14 protein-coding genes are annotated in these 15107 nt (G+C 54.6%); 6 read left to right on the top strand and 8 right to left on the bottom strand.

All coding sequences use genetic code 11. From position 1 onward, the window contains the following. Positions 1-172 precede the first annotated feature (172 nt). The 4 genes from J1784_RS25555 to gudD all read left to right on the top strand — a co-directional run bounded on the left by J1784_RS25555 (position 173) and on the right by gudD (position 5701). Positions 173-1333 carry a CdaR family transcriptional regulator gene (locus J1784_RS25555; protein ID WP_217151506.1) on the top strand — a complete coding sequence of 387 codons (1161 nt, stop codon included), beginning with the start codon at positions 173-175 and terminating at the stop codon, positions 1331-1333. Between the two features lie 301 nt (positions 1334-1634). Next, the gene (locus tag J1784_RS25550) at positions 1635-2978 is read left to right on the top strand and encodes an MFS transporter (protein ID WP_217151505.1); all 1344 of its coding nucleotides are present in this window, start codon (positions 1635-1637) and stop codon (positions 2976-2978) included. A gap of 14 nt (positions 2979-2992) precedes the next feature. Then, positions 2993-4333 carry a glucarate dehydratase family protein gene (locus tag J1784_RS25545; protein ID WP_217151504.1) on the top strand — a complete coding sequence of 447 codons (1341 nt, stop codon included), beginning with the start codon at positions 2993-2995 and terminating at the stop codon, positions 4331-4333. Between the two features lie 30 nt (positions 4334-4363). Next, a complete protein-coding gene (gene gudD, locus J1784_RS25540; RefSeq protein ID WP_217151503.1) occupies positions 4364-5701 on the top strand; it encodes a glucarate dehydratase in 1338 nt (445 codons plus the stop codon). A 61-nt stretch (positions 5702-5762) separates the two neighbouring features. On the opposite strand, the gene J1784_RS25535 is transcribed toward gudD, so the two are convergent. Then, on the bottom strand, positions 5763-6581 hold the full coding sequence (locus J1784_RS25535) for a shikimate 5-dehydrogenase (protein WP_217151502.1): 819 nt from the start codon (positions 6579-6581) through the stop codon (positions 5763-5765). Between the two features lie 113 nt (positions 6582-6694). After that, on the bottom strand, positions 6695-7213 hold the full coding sequence (locus tag J1784_RS25530; RefSeq protein WP_238485704.1) for a P-loop nucleotide/nucleoside kinase family protein: 519 nt from the start codon (positions 7211-7213) through the stop codon (positions 6695-6697). A gap of 260 nt (positions 7214-7473) precedes the next feature. On the opposite strand from J1784_RS25530, the gene alkB reads away from it, so the two are divergent. Continuing rightward, positions 7474-8127 (top strand): DNA oxidative demethylase AlkB, encoded by a 654-nt coding sequence (alkB, locus tag J1784_RS25525; protein WP_217151501.1) that lies wholly within the window; start codon positions 7474-7476, stop codon positions 8125-8127. A 108-nt stretch (positions 8128-8235) separates the two neighbouring features. After that, positions 8236-8715, top strand: coding sequence for a cold-shock protein (locus J1784_RS25520; protein ID WP_217151500.1), 480 nt, complete (start codon positions 8236-8238; stop codon positions 8713-8715). A 56-nt stretch (positions 8716-8771) separates the two neighbouring features. On the opposite strand, the gene J1784_RS25515 is transcribed toward J1784_RS25520, so the two are convergent. The 6 genes from J1784_RS25515 to J1784_RS25490 form a co-directional block, all read right to left on the bottom strand. Continuing rightward, entirely contained in the window at positions 8772-9740 is a 969-nt protein-coding gene (locus tag J1784_RS25515; protein WP_217151499.1) for a Csu type fimbrial protein, read from the bottom strand. Continuing rightward, on the bottom strand, positions 9737-12331 hold the full coding sequence (locus J1784_RS25510; protein WP_238485703.1) for a fimbria/pilus outer membrane usher protein: 2595 nt from the start codon (positions 12329-12331) through the stop codon (positions 9737-9739). Before J1784_RS25510 ends, J1784_RS25515 begins: the two co-directional genes overlap by 4 nt. An 18-nt stretch (positions 12332-12349) precedes the next feature. Next, complete coding sequence (locus tag J1784_RS25505; RefSeq protein WP_217151498.1) at positions 12350-13147, bottom strand: fimbrial biogenesis chaperone; 798 nt, start codon at positions 13145-13147, stop codon at positions 12350-12352. 18 nt (positions 13148-13165) lie between these two features. Then, complete coding sequence (locus J1784_RS25500) at positions 13166-13720, bottom strand: Csu type fimbrial protein (RefSeq protein WP_217151497.1); 555 nt, start codon at positions 13718-13720, stop codon at positions 13166-13168. 8 nt (positions 13721-13728) lie between these two features. Then, positions 13729-14247, bottom strand: a complete 519-nt coding sequence (locus J1784_RS25495; protein WP_217151496.1) for a Csu type fimbrial protein — start codon at positions 14245-14247, stop codon at positions 13729-13731. Between the two features lie 62 nt (positions 14248-14309). Next, the gene (locus tag J1784_RS25490) at positions 14310-14855 is read right to left on the bottom strand and encodes a Csu type fimbrial protein (RefSeq protein ID WP_120506600.1); all 546 of its coding nucleotides are present in this window, start codon (positions 14853-14855) and stop codon (positions 14310-14312) included. Positions 14856-15107: the final 252 nt, after the last annotated feature.

Here is a 15107-nt window from a genome sequence, read left to right as displayed (position 1 = left end):
TGACAGTGCTTTCAACCACTGTTTAATGCCAGTTGTGCATTTGCTTAAAAATGTGACTCTCCCCGCAACTTCAACAGGTGCTTCTGCTCTTTGGGCATTTGCATAATGTATGGCAGCAAACCGCTGGGTATGCTCTTCGGACAACAAAACAATAAGCCAAGGCAGGGGATCCATGTCGGCGTATCATCTCGATGCAAAGCTGGCGCAACAGATTGTTGCCCGCACCATGCAAATTATTGATAGCAATGTGAATGTCATGGATGGACGCGGAAGAATTATCGGCAGTGGCGACGATCAACGTCTTGGGGAATTGCACGAAGGGGCTTTGCTGGCAATTTCACAGGAACGTATTGTCGATATCGACGAAGGCGTAGCAAGGCATTTGCACGGTGTGCGTCCGGGGATCAATCTGCCGCTGCGTATTGATGGCCAGATTGTTGGCGTGATCGGTCTGACCGGTAATCCGGCTCAGTTGCGACAATATGGTGAACTGGTCTGCATGACCGCCGAAATGATGCTTGAACAGGCGCGTTTGCTGCATATGCTGGCGCAGGACAGCCGTCTGCGTGAAGAGTTAGTACTCAATCTTATCCGCGTGGACGAACTTTCTCCGGCGCTGATGGAATGGGCGCAGCGTCTGGGCATAGATCTGAATCGACCGCGCGTGGCGGCGGTGGTCGAAGTCGACAGCGGTCAGCTCGGCGTTGATTCCGCGATGGCAGAGCTGCAACAGCTGCAAACGTTGCTGACCACGCCGGAGCGCGACAATCTGATCGCTATTGTTTCTCTCACCGAAATGGTGGTCCTGAAACCGGCGCTGAACAGTTACGACCGCTGGGATGCGGACGGCCACCGTCAGCGTATCGATCACCTGCTTTCCCGCATGACAGAAACCGGCCGTCTGCGTGTGCGCATTTCGCTGGGCAACTTTTTCACCGGCCCCGGCAGCATTGCCCGTTCCTACCGAACCGCGCGTACTACCATGACCGTCGGTAAACAGCGGATGCCGGAACAGCGTTGTTACTTCTATCAGGATTTGATCCTGCCCGTCCTGCTCGACAGTCTGCGCGGCGGCTGGCAGGCCGACGAACTGGTGCGCCCGCTGGCGAGGCTAAAAGCCACCGACGGCAACGGATTACTGCGCCGCACGCTGGCTTCCTGGTTCCATAATAATGTGCAGCCGACCGCGACCTCAAAGGCGCTATATATCCACCGCAATACTCTGGAATATCGCCTGAACCGTATCTCGGAATTAACCGGTCTGGATCTGGGTAATTTCGACGACCGCTTATTACTTTATGTGGCATTGCAGCTGGATAATGATCAGCTGTAATTAATTGCCCTGCCTGAAATTATTATTTCTATTAATTTCAGGCAGGGCATATTTTTCGCGATTTTTACTGCGTGATACCGGTCACAGCTGTTTTACTTTTTGTGAAACAACTCCCATCCGGCTGGGCATTTGCAACAAGATAAATGCAAAGCGCTGTTTATGCTTGTCGCTTTGCCTAATGAGTTGGTCAACGGATTATCCCTATACTGGCTGCGCTCCATTTCTCTGAACCCTACAGTTCTGTGAATGGAATGACTTTTATCTCTGTTTAGAGGCGTTGTCATTAATTGTGGAGAACACCATGGAAACTACCGTTTCAGCAGCCAGTGCCGTAAAAAAAAGAACTAACGCGCGCTACTGGATAGTGGTGATGTTATTTATTGTCACCTCATTTAATTACGGCGACCGTGCCACACTCTCTATTGCCGGTTCGGCAATGGCCAAAGATATCGGGCTGGATTCTGTCGGGATGGGATATATTTTCTCGGCATTTTCATGGGCCTATGTCATTGGGCAAATACCCGGTGGCTGGTTGCTGGATAAATTCGGTTCCAAAAAAGTTTATTTCTACAGTATTTTTATCTGGTCTTTATTTACCCTGCTGCAAGGCTTCGTCGACGTCTTCAGCGGCTTCGGCATTGTGGTTTCTCTCTTCGCATTACGTTTTCTGGTCGGGCTGGCAGAAGCACCTTCTTTTCCTGGTAACAGCAGGATTGTCGCCGCCTGGTTCCCGGCTCAGGAACGCGGGACCGCCGTCTCTATTTTTAACTCCGCACAGTATTTCGCGACCGTGATTTTCGCGCCGATCATGGGCTGGCTGACTCAGACTGTAGGCTGGTCGCATGTCTTCTTCTTCATGGGAGGTCTCGGGATCATCCTGAGTTTTATCTGGCTGAAAGTGATCCACGATCCGAAAGATCATCCGGGCGTAAATCAGGCTGAGCTCGACTACATGGAAGCCGGTGGCGCGCTGATCAATATGGATCAGAAGACCACCAAAAAAGCGCCAGTCAAAGGCGAAAAACTTTTTCAGATTAAACAGTTAATGAAATCCCGCATGATGATTGGCATCTACATAGGCCAGTACTGCATCAATGCTCTGACCTACTTCTTCATCACCTGGTTCCCGGTATATCTGGTGCAGGCGCGCGGCATGTCAATTCTCAAAGCCGGGATGGTGGCCTCCGTGCCTGCGATTTGCGGATTCCTCGGCGGCGTGCTGGGCGGGATTATTTCCGACTGGCTGATGCGCAGAACCGGCAACCTCACGTTGTCGCGTAAAGCCCCGATTGTGGTCGGCATGCTGCTGTCGATGTCTATGATCTTCTGTAACTACGTTGATACCGAATGGATGGTGGTGGGCATTATGGCTTTCGCTTTCTTCGGCAAAGGGCTGGGAGCTCTGGGCTGGGCAGTGATGGCAGACACCGCACCGAAAGAAATCAGCGGTTTGAGCGGCGGGCTTTTCAACATGTTCGGTAACGTCTCCGGCATCATTACGCCAATCGCCATCGGCTACATTATCGGCAGCACCGGATCATTCAACGGCGCGCTGATTTACGTCGGAGTCCACGCGCTACTGGCGGTCGTCAGCTACGTGTTTATCGTCGGAAAAATCGAACGTATTCAGTTACGTGCCTTCTGATCTAAAGGAAAATCATGATGAATACACAATCCTCACCAGTGATCACTGATATGCAGGTTATCCCGGTCGCAGGGCATGACAGCATGCTGATGAATATCGGCGGCGCGCACGGCGCTTATTTTACCCGCAACATCGTCATTCTGACCGACAGCGCCGGGAATACCGGGGTGGGTGAAGCGCCGGGCGGAGAGGTGATTTACAACACGCTGGTGGAAGCTATTCCCCAGGTGAAAGGTCAGGAAGTGGCGCGCATGAACCGGCTGGTGCATCAGATCCACGTCGGTAATCAGTCGTCTGATTTTGATTCTTTCGGCAAAGGTGCGTGGACCTTTGAACTGCGCGTCAACGCCGTCGCGGCACTGGAAGCGGCACTCTTAGACCTGATGGGCAAATTCCTCGGCGTACCGGTGTGCGAGCTCCTCGGACCGGGCAAACAGCGCGATGAAGTGACGGTGCTGGGATATCTGTTCTACGTTGGCGACCGGCAGAAAACTGACCTTCCGTACCAGGAAGGTGCGCGCGGCGTTCACGACTGGTATCACCTGCGTCATCAGGAAGCGATGAACAGTGAGGCGGTGGTGCGACTGGCGGAAGCGGCGCAGGACCGCTACGGTTTTAAAGATTTCAAACTCAAAGGCGGCGTGCTGCCGGGCGAGAAGGAGATCGACGCGGTCAAAGCGCTGGCAAAACGTTTCCCGGACGCGCGTATTACCGTCGATCCGAACGGTGCGTGGCTGCTCAATGAAGCGATCGACCTGTGCAATGACCTTCATGGGATCCTCAGTTATGCCGAAGATCCGTGCGGCGCAGAACAGGGTTTTTCCGGCCGTGAAGTCATGGCGGAATTCCGTCGTGCGACGGGTCTGCCGGTGGCGACCAACATGATTGCCACCAACTGGCGTGAGATGCAGCATGCGGTGATGTTGCAGTCGGTGGATATTCCGCTGGCCGATCCACACTTCTGGACCATGCACGGCGCGGTGCGCGTGGCACAACTTTGTGACGAATGGGGCCTGACGTGGGGCTGCCATTCGAATAACCATTTTGATATTTCGCTGGCGATGTTTACCCACGTTGGCGCGGCGGTGCCGGGTAAACCGACGGCCATTGATACGCACTGGATCTGGCAGGAAGGCAACCAGCGCCTGACCAAAGAGCCGCTGCAAATTGTGAACGGAAAAATCAAAGTCCCTGAAAAACCGGGGCTGGGCGTGGAGATCGATATGGATCAAATCCGCCGCGCCCATGAGTTGCACAAGAAACTGCCCTCCGGTGCGCGCAATGATGCCATCGCCATGCAGTATCTGATCCCCGGCTGGACATTCGATCGTAAGCGTCCGGCAATGGGTCGCTGATTACGGAATCTGAATCAATAAGGAGTGAGTATGAGTGCATCATCTACACCAAAAATTGTTTCCATGCAGGTGATCCCGGTTGCCGGACACGACAGCATGTTGCTCAATCTCAGCGGTGCGCACGCGCCGTTTTTCACCCGTAATATTCTGATCCTCAGGGACAGCAGCGGTAATACCGGTGTCGGCGAAGTGCCGGGCGGTGAGAAGATCCGCCAGACGCTGGAGGATTCGTCGTTGCTGGTGATCGGCAAAACGCTGGGTGAATACAAGAATGTGATGACCGCCGTGCGCGAAAAATTCGCCGACCGCGATGCTTCCGGGCGCGGATTACAGACGTTTGATTTGCGCACCACCATCCATGTAGTGACCGCCATTGAAGCGGCGATGCTTGACCTGCTCGGCAAACATCTGGGCGTGACCGTCGCCTCATTGCTGGGTGACGGACAGCAGCGCGATGAAGTCGAAATGCTTGGGTATCTTTTTTATGTCGGCGACCGCAACAAGACGTCGCTGGGCTATCAGAGCCAGCCGGGCGACAGCTGCGACTGGTACCGTCTGCGACATGAAGAAGCGCTGACACCGGCGGCGGTGGTGCGTCTGGCGGAAGCGGCGTATGAGAAATATGGCTTCAATGATTTTAAACTCAAAGGTGGCGTGCTGGCGGGCAGTGAAGAAGCTGAAGCCGTAACGGCGCTGGCGCAGCGATTCCCGCAGGCGCGGATCACGCTCGATCCCAACGGTGCCTGGTCGCTGAATGAAGCGATCGTACTGGGTAAACAATTACGCGGTGTACTGGCGTATGCCGAAGATCCGTGCGGTGCGGAGCAGGGCTTCTCCGGGCGTGAAGTGATGGCGGAGTTCCGTCAGGCAACCGGTTTGCCGACAGCGACAAATATGATCGCCACCGACTGGCGTCAGATGGGGCATACCATCCAGCTGAAATCGGTGGATATTCCGTTGGCGGATCCGCATTTCTGGACCATGCAGGGTTCAGTGCGTGTGGCGCAGATGTGCCACGAATGGGGCCTGACGTGGGGCTCGCACTCCAATAACCACTTCGATATTTCGCTGGCGATGTTTACTCAGGTAGCCGCTGCGGCGCCGGGCAAAATCACCGCTATAGATACGCACTGGATCTGGCAGGAAGGCAATCAGCGCCTGACCAAAGAACCGTTGCAGATAAAAGGCGGCAAAGTACGCGTGCCGGAACAGCCGGGGCTGGGTGTTGAGCTGGATATGGATCAGGTGATGAAAGCCCACGAACTGTATAAAGGCATGGGCCTCGGTGCGCGAGACGATGCGCAGGGTATGCAGTTCCTGGTGCCGGACTGGAAGTTTGATCCGAAAAGACCGTGTCTGGTGCGTTAAACAATCTGCACATATAAAAAAGCCTCTCTCTTGAGAGGCTTTTAACGTTGTGGCAGGAAACTTAGCCCCGTGCGTGCGCAGCCGCTTTCTCGATCAGCTCATCCGACGGGCGTTCGCCGGTGTACAACACAAACTGTTCGACAGCTTGTAATGCGGCGACTTCCTCGCCGGTGATGATTTTTTTGCCCTGTTCGCGGCCATAGCGGATAAGCGGTGTCCCGCCCGGTGCTACGACCACGTCAAACACGGTGCTGGCGCGGTCAATCACCTGCTTGTCAAACGCCAGCGACTCGGCTTCTGCTGCACCCGGCATTCCGATTGGCGTGACGTTCACCACCATATCCACCGGTAAATCACCCAGTTCGGCTTTCCATTCATAGCCATATTCTTCAGCCAGCGCGCGACCATTGGCTTCATTGCGTGCAATGATGTAACCCTTTTTGAATCCGGCGTCACGAATGGCCGCGACTACCGCTTTACCCATACCGCCGCTGCCACGCAGGGCGAAGACGGAATCACGTGGCACCTGATGGCTGTCGAGCAATTTGGCGACGGCAATATAGTCGGTGTTGTAGGCGCGCAGGAAGCCGTCGTCATTGACGATGGTATTCACCGACTGAATGGCGGTGGCGGAAGGATCCAGTTCATCGAGGAAAGGAATGCAGGCTTCCTTGAACGGCATCGACACGGCGCAGCCCCGGATGCCCAGAGCGCGGACGCCTTTCACCGCGGCTTCGATATCATTGGTAGAGAATGCTTTGTAGACAAAATTCAGGTCTAACGCCTGATAGAGGTAATTATGAAAACGCGTGCCGAAATTTCCCGGACGACCGGAAAGGGACATACACAACTGCGTGTCTTTATTGATTTCCCGACTCATTTCGTTCTCCTTTCAGATGCTCTTTATGACCTTGCGGCCTCTAATCCAACCTTAGCTGAAACGATACAACCCTACAATATTCCTGTTCACGGCGCGGCTGAAAAGTGGCGGGCTTAGCCGTAGCGGATCACGTTAAAACCTTCTTCCGGTTCAGGTGCGACAAAGTGACGGGATATCAGATCAAACTGCTCATCTGTGACACTAAACTGATGCGTTCCGGCCTGATTGCGTTCCCGTAGCCGGGCTTTACACACTTCCTCCGGCACGTTCAGATAATGCAGACGGTGGTCCGCGCCCGATCCCGCGATAAGACTCATCATCCACTGGCGGTTCGCTACCGTATTAGCCGGAAAATCCAGCACCACCGAGACACCTGCCCTGAGCAGAGAAATGGCGTGTGGCGCAATGGCTTGCCTGAGTCTGGCGGAGCAGCGGACATAATCCGCCACGCTATGCATCTCATCCTGATAAAGATGAGCAAGCCACTGGTCCTCATTAAGAACTATGGTGCCGGGCTCGCTGGCCAGTTGAGCGGACAGGGTAGATTTCCCCGAGGCTATTTTTCCGCATAAAATATGCAGAACCGCCGGACGTGCTTGCATGACATTTTCGGGGCTGGCTGTGGCATTCATTTTACCTCTCCTGTTCAGGCCGCGTATGAGTCGTTAAAACATCGCATTAATTTCTGAATAAGGCGCGGCTTTTTCCAGCATCGGCGTCATTTCATCTTGTTGCAGAAACCCGCTGACTAACTGCGCTTTTTGCGCCCAAGCCGGCGCACGGGCCCGGCAGCGAAGGCGTTACTCGATTTTCTGGCCACGCGCTGGCAGCAAAAAATGACTGTCAGGCTACATCCGTTATACTTAAAAGATACGCATGAGCGGAGGCGGCTATGAATTTGGATCTTTTCGATCACCCGGATTTTCATCCGAACTGGCGCGAGGATTTGTGTCCCGGTGCCGTGGTTCTGCGCGGTGCGGCGCTGGGAAAGGATGTGGCGCTGCTGGCGGAAATCGACCGCATTGCCGGACTGGTACCTTTTCAGTACCGGGCGACGCCCGGCGGTTACGCAATGTCGGTGGCCATGACCAACTGCGGGGATGTTGGTTGGGTGACAGATAAAAGCGGATACCGTTATCAGGCGACGTCGCCGGAAAATCATCAGCAATGGCCGCCGATGCCGGAACTGTTTCGTACGGTTGCAGTGAAAGCGGCGGAACAGGCGGGATTCCCCGGATTTGAGCCGGATGCTTGCCTGATTAACCGTTATCAGCCCGGTGCCAAAATGAGCCTGCATCAGGACAAAGACGAGCACGATTTCGGCCAGCCGATCGTCTCTGTCTCGCTAGGTTTACCGGCGGTTTTTCAGTTTGGCGGCATGGAGCGCAGCGATAAAACGCAGCGCGTGCAGCTGACACATGGCGATATTGTGGTGTGGGGCGGCCCGTCGCGGCTGCATTATCACGGCGTATTGCCGCTGAAAGCGGGCGAACATCCGCTGACCGGATCCTACAGATTTAATCTGACGTTCCGAAAAGCAACATAAACTGAGGGCATCAGGCTGTAAAGCACAGGACTTTATCCTCATTCTGCTTTACACTGCCGCCCTGCAAAAACTGACATGTTGAATAGATAATTACTTAGGCGGTAAGCGATGAACGGCGTAATCACAACCTGGTTTGAAGATAAAGGTTTCGGTTTTATCAAAGATGAAAACGGCGATAACCGTTATTTCCACGTGATTAAAGTTGCAAACCCTGAGCTGATTAAGAAAGACGCAGCAGTCACTTTTGAGCCGACCACCAATAACAAAGGCCTTTCCGCCTTTGCGGTGAAAGTCGAGCCAGAGAGCAAATACATCTTCATTGCCGGTGAGCGTATCAAAATCAGCAGTATCAAATCCTTCCTGGCCTTTAACGAAGAAGTGCCGGGCGAAGCGAAGATCGACAAAGAAAACGCCGTGCTGTCCGTGGGCCTGCTGATGAACCGCATCCGCCCGCAGGAAGAAGAGAAAAAAGCTACGACGCGTACCATGAAAAAGCTGTTGATCACCACCTTCCAGAACAGTACTTATGTGTTCACCGAAGATGAAATTGATGTGGATGCAACCATCAAAACGCTGAAAGCGCTGTAAAATTTTCTGCTCCAAAACCGGTGCGCATTCGCTGCGCCGGTTCTGTTTTCTCCTCGTTAATACGTCACAGTAACCGTCACCGTATCGCTGTAGTTTCCGGCGGGCTGATTGCTTTGCGACAAATTAACTGACGCGGTATACGGGAATGATTGTGATGTTCCGGTACCGGTGGCGCTGCTGTTGGTGGCTGCCGTCCAGACCGTGCTGTCACCTTTAAATATCTGATATTGCAGATAACTGGTGGTGCTGCCGACGGTGGAGGCCATCTGCCGGTAAACGCCAGTCACCGGCACGCTGCTGGTAAGGTTGACGGAATAACTGGCATTGAGCGTACAACGTACGCTGATGGTATTGGCGACCACCGTCGTCAGGCCGGATGGCAGGGCGGCGCTGCCAAAACCGACATTTGGCGCGCTGTCGATATAACAAAAGTTGGTGACGTTAAGCGTCAGGTTAACAGTGCCGCTGACGTTGCCGGTATCAGCGATACACAATAAAGTTCCGATGGCCACCGAGCAGATGTTCCACGTCCAGGCGATTGGCACGGTATCTGTGTAGGTGCCGGCCGCCAGATTGGACAGCGTTTTGGGCATCACATACAGCGGCAATGTGCCGTTCGGTCCGGAAAACAGCCCGAGTAACCCCAGTGCGGTCGTGCTGTTCCAGCTAATCACATCACCCTGGTTATACACCGTGCCGCAGCCGCTGTCCTTACACAGGTTGTAGGGCAGAAACTGGCCGGTCGCCGCGCTGTAAAGACGGGGCTGCGTGCCGCTCGGATGCAGTGTGGCGCCAATGGTGGCAGTAATGACGTTGGTGCCGCCGATACTCAGCAACGGACCGGTGCAGCTTAATCCGCTGCCGCCCGCGGTCACCAGCGGAGATGTGCTGACCGCAAAGGAGTTTTGGGTGCCCAGCGTGATGGTCGAGGCCGCCGTGGTACAACCGGCAAAAGCCTGCGAAGACGCGCCCGTTAACAGCATCAGTACTAATGCGTGACGTATCCACTGTCTGAATATTCTCATGACTGATCTCCTGGCATAGCGTTCGCTGCGCTGGCCGCTGTTTTACCCGTTGTATTATTCGTTGTACTACCCGTTTTACTATCAGGGCAGGACAGCGGGCCGACCTGCTCAATGCTGTGACGGTCAGGGTTCAGTGTGAAGCTGACCCGGCAGACCGAATGATCTTCCTGCTGGATATTCAGCACGTTGTTTTCCTTCAGATGCGAGAAATATACCAGGCCGTCGTAACCGGTCACGGTGGTTTGTTGCGTATTTTGCTCGGTGACCAGCGTGCCCAGCTTAAGCGGTTGTCCGGCGGCGTCATGGAGTGTGATATTGGCTGACAGCACTTTCTCAACGTTAAATTTCACCACCACGCCGCTGCCTTGTTTCACGGCGATGCGGTCATTAACGTTATTGGCGACCACATCAGCGGGCAGTGGCAGGGTGTCGATTTCCACTTTGGCCGGATAATATGAGCTGACGGTCGGGATCAGCAGGTGTCCGTTCTTATCGGTTTTGCCCATTTTCTGATTCTCGAAAAGCACCGGAACGTCGGCGTAATGATCGGTATCAACCACAATAAAGGCGTCATTGATCTTGTCGGAGAGGAACCAGTCATTGGCCATAAACACAACTGAACCGCTGAGATCAGCCCAGTTGGTGTAATCGCCCTGATTGCCGTAGAAGCCGCCCTGAATCGTGGCGTAGCGGGATTTCCAGGTGGCATCAGCCTGCTGATACGGGTCATTACCGCCGCTATAGGCCAGATTCCAGCCCAGGCCGCCGTCGGTAGGTGTGGCTTTGCTGGCGCCGATTTGCTCCTGATAATTGCCCGCGCTGTCACGCTGCACACCGGCATTCATATTGATATTGGTGCCAATCGGAATGATGAACTGCAGCTGCGCGCTGTATCCGTTATCGCCCAACGTTTTATTGAGCGATAAAAACATGCTGCTTTGTCCCCACAGCGAGCGGCTGTAGGAGAAATTCACCAGCCGCGTATGCGAATTGTCATAGGCTTCGACGTCGTAATAGCCGATGCCCATCGTGCCGTTGGAAGGCCCGAACGGCGAGGTGCTGAACGTCACCTGATCGGCTTGACGGCTTAACCGCGTGTCACTGGTGTATGAGGTGATGTCCTGATAGCCCACCGTGCGTTTTGAGCGCAGTGCCGAGAGGCTGAAAATCGTCGAATAATAGGAATACCCCAGCGTGTACTGGCTGCCGTCTTTTTTATCAGTGATATTCTCACCCAGCGGATTGTCTATTTCTCCGCTGGAATTCGGGATACCCGGCGTCTGTCCGTTGTTGTAATTATCCTGCGTCACTATCTGATTATCGCTGCTGACCGGCGGGTGATCGGCCTTACTCTGGCTACCGGAAACGCTCAGCGTCCCCCATGTTCCCACCGCGACATCCGCCCCTAATCCTCCCAGCGCCAGACCCTGCACAATTTCGGTATGGCCTGACAGTGTCAGGTAATCGCTCAGTCCGTAACGGTAAATTCCACTGAAGGCGGCATCTGAATAATCGCCGTTTGTGACGCCATAATTGTTGCGCACCGCCCCGAGTGAGAAGTCGAAATCGCTGAGGTTTTTGCGCAGTAAAGTGTTGGAAACATAAAACGGTACGCTGGTGGAAACCTGCCGTCCGACCGCATCAGTGGTGACAATCGTCGCTTCACCGGCACCGTTGATATACGGCACGTTGGTCAGCGTAAACGGCCCGGAATTCAGGTTATTACTGCTGGCCTTGTAGCCATTAAGGAACAGGTCAACGGTACTCGGTACCGCCGCGGTGCCGCTGTACTGCAACAGCGGATAGGTCACAAGATCGGGGCGGACGGCAAAGTTGCGGCTGATACGCAAACCGGCCATGCGTGCCGAATTACTCCAGGTCAGAGAATCGCTGACGAAATCCCCGACCTGATAGCTGATAAGGTTCTTCTCGTCAGTGAATCGCCAGAACGTGTCGTAACGCAGATAGCCATCCTGCGCGGTGCTGCCGCCATTTTCGTTATTGCCTGAACTGTCGACGTTATAGCGGTAAGTACCGGTATTGGTGAAAAGCCCGAGGCTGCTGAATAAACGTTGTTCCATCCAGGTGGCGATAGATTTCGAACCGCCGGGCGGGTCGGTGTAGTACGAATCATAGTTAAACAGCAGGCCGGTGCTGCTTTGTGACGGCGTGTAATTCATCAGCGGATCGCCGCTGACATTCTGGTTCGGCAGCCAGGCATCCGGCACCGTTAACACCAGCTGCTGCGTGGCCGAATCGTATTTCGCTTTCACATCCGGCAGTTCACCGACGTTAATCAGCCCCTGCTGGCCGTTAATGTGGATGTGATTTTTTGCCAGTACACCGGCTTCCACAAAATACGCGTTGTTGCGATACGTCACCGGCACGACCTGATTATCCGTCTGGCCGTTGACCACAATCGACAGATAAAACATGGCGTCCGTCACCACCGGTGCCGCTCGCGGGGCATCAGGCAGTGAAGAGTATTCCTGCGCCTGCGCGCCAAAGGCGCTCAGATACAACAGGCACAGGCTTCCCCGGAAAATCAGCACACGCTGACAACCTGCTCCGGGAAGATGTCTTTTTGGCATCCGTTGCGGCTCCTGCTGTTATTCGCCGCGTGGAATAACAATCGGTTTGGTGTTATCCGCAATCTGCGCATTGAGCTGCGCGCCCGGCGTCACGCCTGCCGGCACCGGCCAGCGCATCTGCTGACCCGGCAAAACATACCCCATAAAGCCGCCGACCATGGTTTTGACGCCCTGCTTCTGGTTGTCAGCCGCTGACCAGAATACGTTGCTCAGACGCGCATGGACGATGCCGGTATTGCGCACCTGCAAATACGTTTTTCCGCCTTCAGAGACCGAACGCCAGGTAAGGATCGGGCGGGTCGCCGTTGATGCGTCGCGCTTCATATCCGGGCGATCGTTGGTCCATAAGCTGCCGCCATCCATAAACAGCGGCAGAAGATAACGCATCTGCAATTGCAGCCCGACCACCGCTTTGTCTTTGCCTTCACCGGCGCTGTTCAGCGGGGAAGGGATCTCATCGATAATAATGCGGTAAGCCTGTTCGGTATTGGCCGGTACGGGTGTATTTCTGATGAGCCTGATCAGCTGGCGCTGGCCCGGCGGAACGGTAGCGAAAGGCGGACTGGCGACCACGTTGGTCTGATCCGCGTATTTCTCGTTAAAATTCTCCTGCTTCCAGGCCAGCACACGCACCTGTAAAGACACCGGATCCGCGCCGCGGTTTTCCAGCCACAAAGCCGATCCGTTCTGATCGGATTCGATAATCTGATAGACCGGCCACACCAGCACCGAACTGGCGGCCTGAATCGCCATGCTGGAAAACAACGCTACAGTCAGGGCGGTGGTAGCAATCATGCGTGAGAACATCGTCGTCATAGCTCATATCCTGATGATTCAATAAGTGAGAGTCACGGTTACCGTGTCGGTGTAAGTGCCCGCAGTGGGTGACGTCGTGAAAGAAAACAACCGGCCATAGACCGGATAAGTTTGAGTTGTTGAGGGAAAGCTGCTGATGGTCATCGCCTGTGCACCGGTTCCCCAAACCACGGTGCGTGCGGCGTTCTGATATAGCTGATAGCCCAGCGTCGCGGTGGCACCGCTGTTGGCCATATATCGCTGGGTGGCGGAGCCGCCATGTATGCCATAATCCATGCCAATCGCCACCGTGGTGCCCGGTGTACAGGTCACCACGACCGAGCCTGCGCCCGACGTGCTGACCACATCGACATTGGTGGGAGCGGAAGGAAACGAACCGAAGTTGATCGTGCCCAGATTGGTGGTCGGGCTGGAAAGCGAGCTGCCGAAAACGCAGCCATTGGTGAGGGAGGCCGTCACCGTAAACGTCGCGGTGGCCGTGGCAGCGCGCGCTGAGCCGCACATGAAAAGCGGCATCATTATCAGCGACAGCACCATGAGCAGCACCTGCGGCACCAGCAAACGGCCAGGCATAAAAACCTCTACCAGGATACGGTGACATTCACCGTATCCTGATAAACACCGGCGGCAGGCGTAGTCTGTGCCGGAACGCGGCCATAGACTGTGCTCCACTGATCTGCGCCGTTGCCGGTTCCGCTCACGCCGGTCACGTTATCCCAGACAGTGGTGCGTGCCGCCGTGGTGTAAAGGTTGTATTGCAGGGTCAGCGCGCCGTTGGTGGTATTGACCATCCTGCGGGCGGTGACCACGCCGCTGCTGCCACCATCCATCACGATTTTATACGTCAGCCCGTTCACGCAATTCACGCGAATCGACCCCGCCAGCTGCGCACTGGTGGCGTTAATGGCGCTGGTCAGCGACGCATAATTGCCAAAATTCAGCGTACCGAAGCTGGTGCTCCCGGACGTCGTGGTTCCCGCATTGCAGGCGGGCAGCAACGTGGCGCTGATGCCTATCGTTGCCGCCTGACTGAATGGAATGCGTAACTGCATCGACACCAGCAAGATAGCTGGCAGTAGCAGCAGTACCTTGATGTCCATGATCTTTCCTTCCTTGAAACAAAAGCCAGTCAGAGGCGAAACGTCTCTGATGGAAAACAGCCTTACCAGGAAAGAGTGGCAACAACGGTATCGTTATACGTCCCCGCAGCCGGCGTGGTGCTGGTCTGGTCAGCAGGCAGTACACGACCATAAATTGGGATATTTTGTGCAGTGGTGCCCGTCGTCAGAGTGATCGGCGTATTGATGGCGATTTCTGTGGTACGCGCAGTGTCAGAATAGAGGCGGTAAGGAATGCTGTTGCCGCTGGATGTCATGGTTCGTAATCCGCCGGTTGCTGCCAGCCCGCCATTAAGCGAAAGCGTCGGTGTCAGCCCGGTGCTACAGGTGATGGTGACCGCACCCGTGCCGTTGGCACCAAATACTGTCCCGTTGATGACGCTGGTCAGGTCAGCGTAATTACCAAAATTCAGGGTCCCCCACTGGTTGGTGCCCCCGGTTGATGTACCATTACCGACAGTACAACCGGTACTGATGGTCAGCTGAACGCCCACTTGCCCTGTTAAGGTTCCGGCGGCCTGCGCGCCTGCGGCTAACGTCAGCGTTGCAGCAGCAAGAACAGCCAGTAATAATGAATTTTTATCGCCCATGATGACTCCCAATAACAACGTATACAGCTGCGTATTCATGCAACACCGTTGCATGTGGAAATCCTCTGGTGGTCAGTAATCAATACAAAAGGACTGCAAGAAAATCGGATAATAAACAGCGTTCAGGCCGGGACTTATGTTTTTCAGTTACTACTGAAGACATCCCTGACCTTAACCACATGATGAAAAACGCCGTTATGGTTAAATATAAGTTAATAAATTTACCTTAAGCGGATCTTTTTGGCATTTACG

The organism is Rahnella ecdela, from assembly GCF_019049625.1.
GTDB classification, from domain to species: domain Bacteria; phylum Pseudomonadota; class Gammaproteobacteria; order Enterobacterales; family Enterobacteriaceae; genus Rahnella; species Rahnella ecdela.
This window is presented reverse-complemented; position numbering and strand designations above follow the sequence as displayed.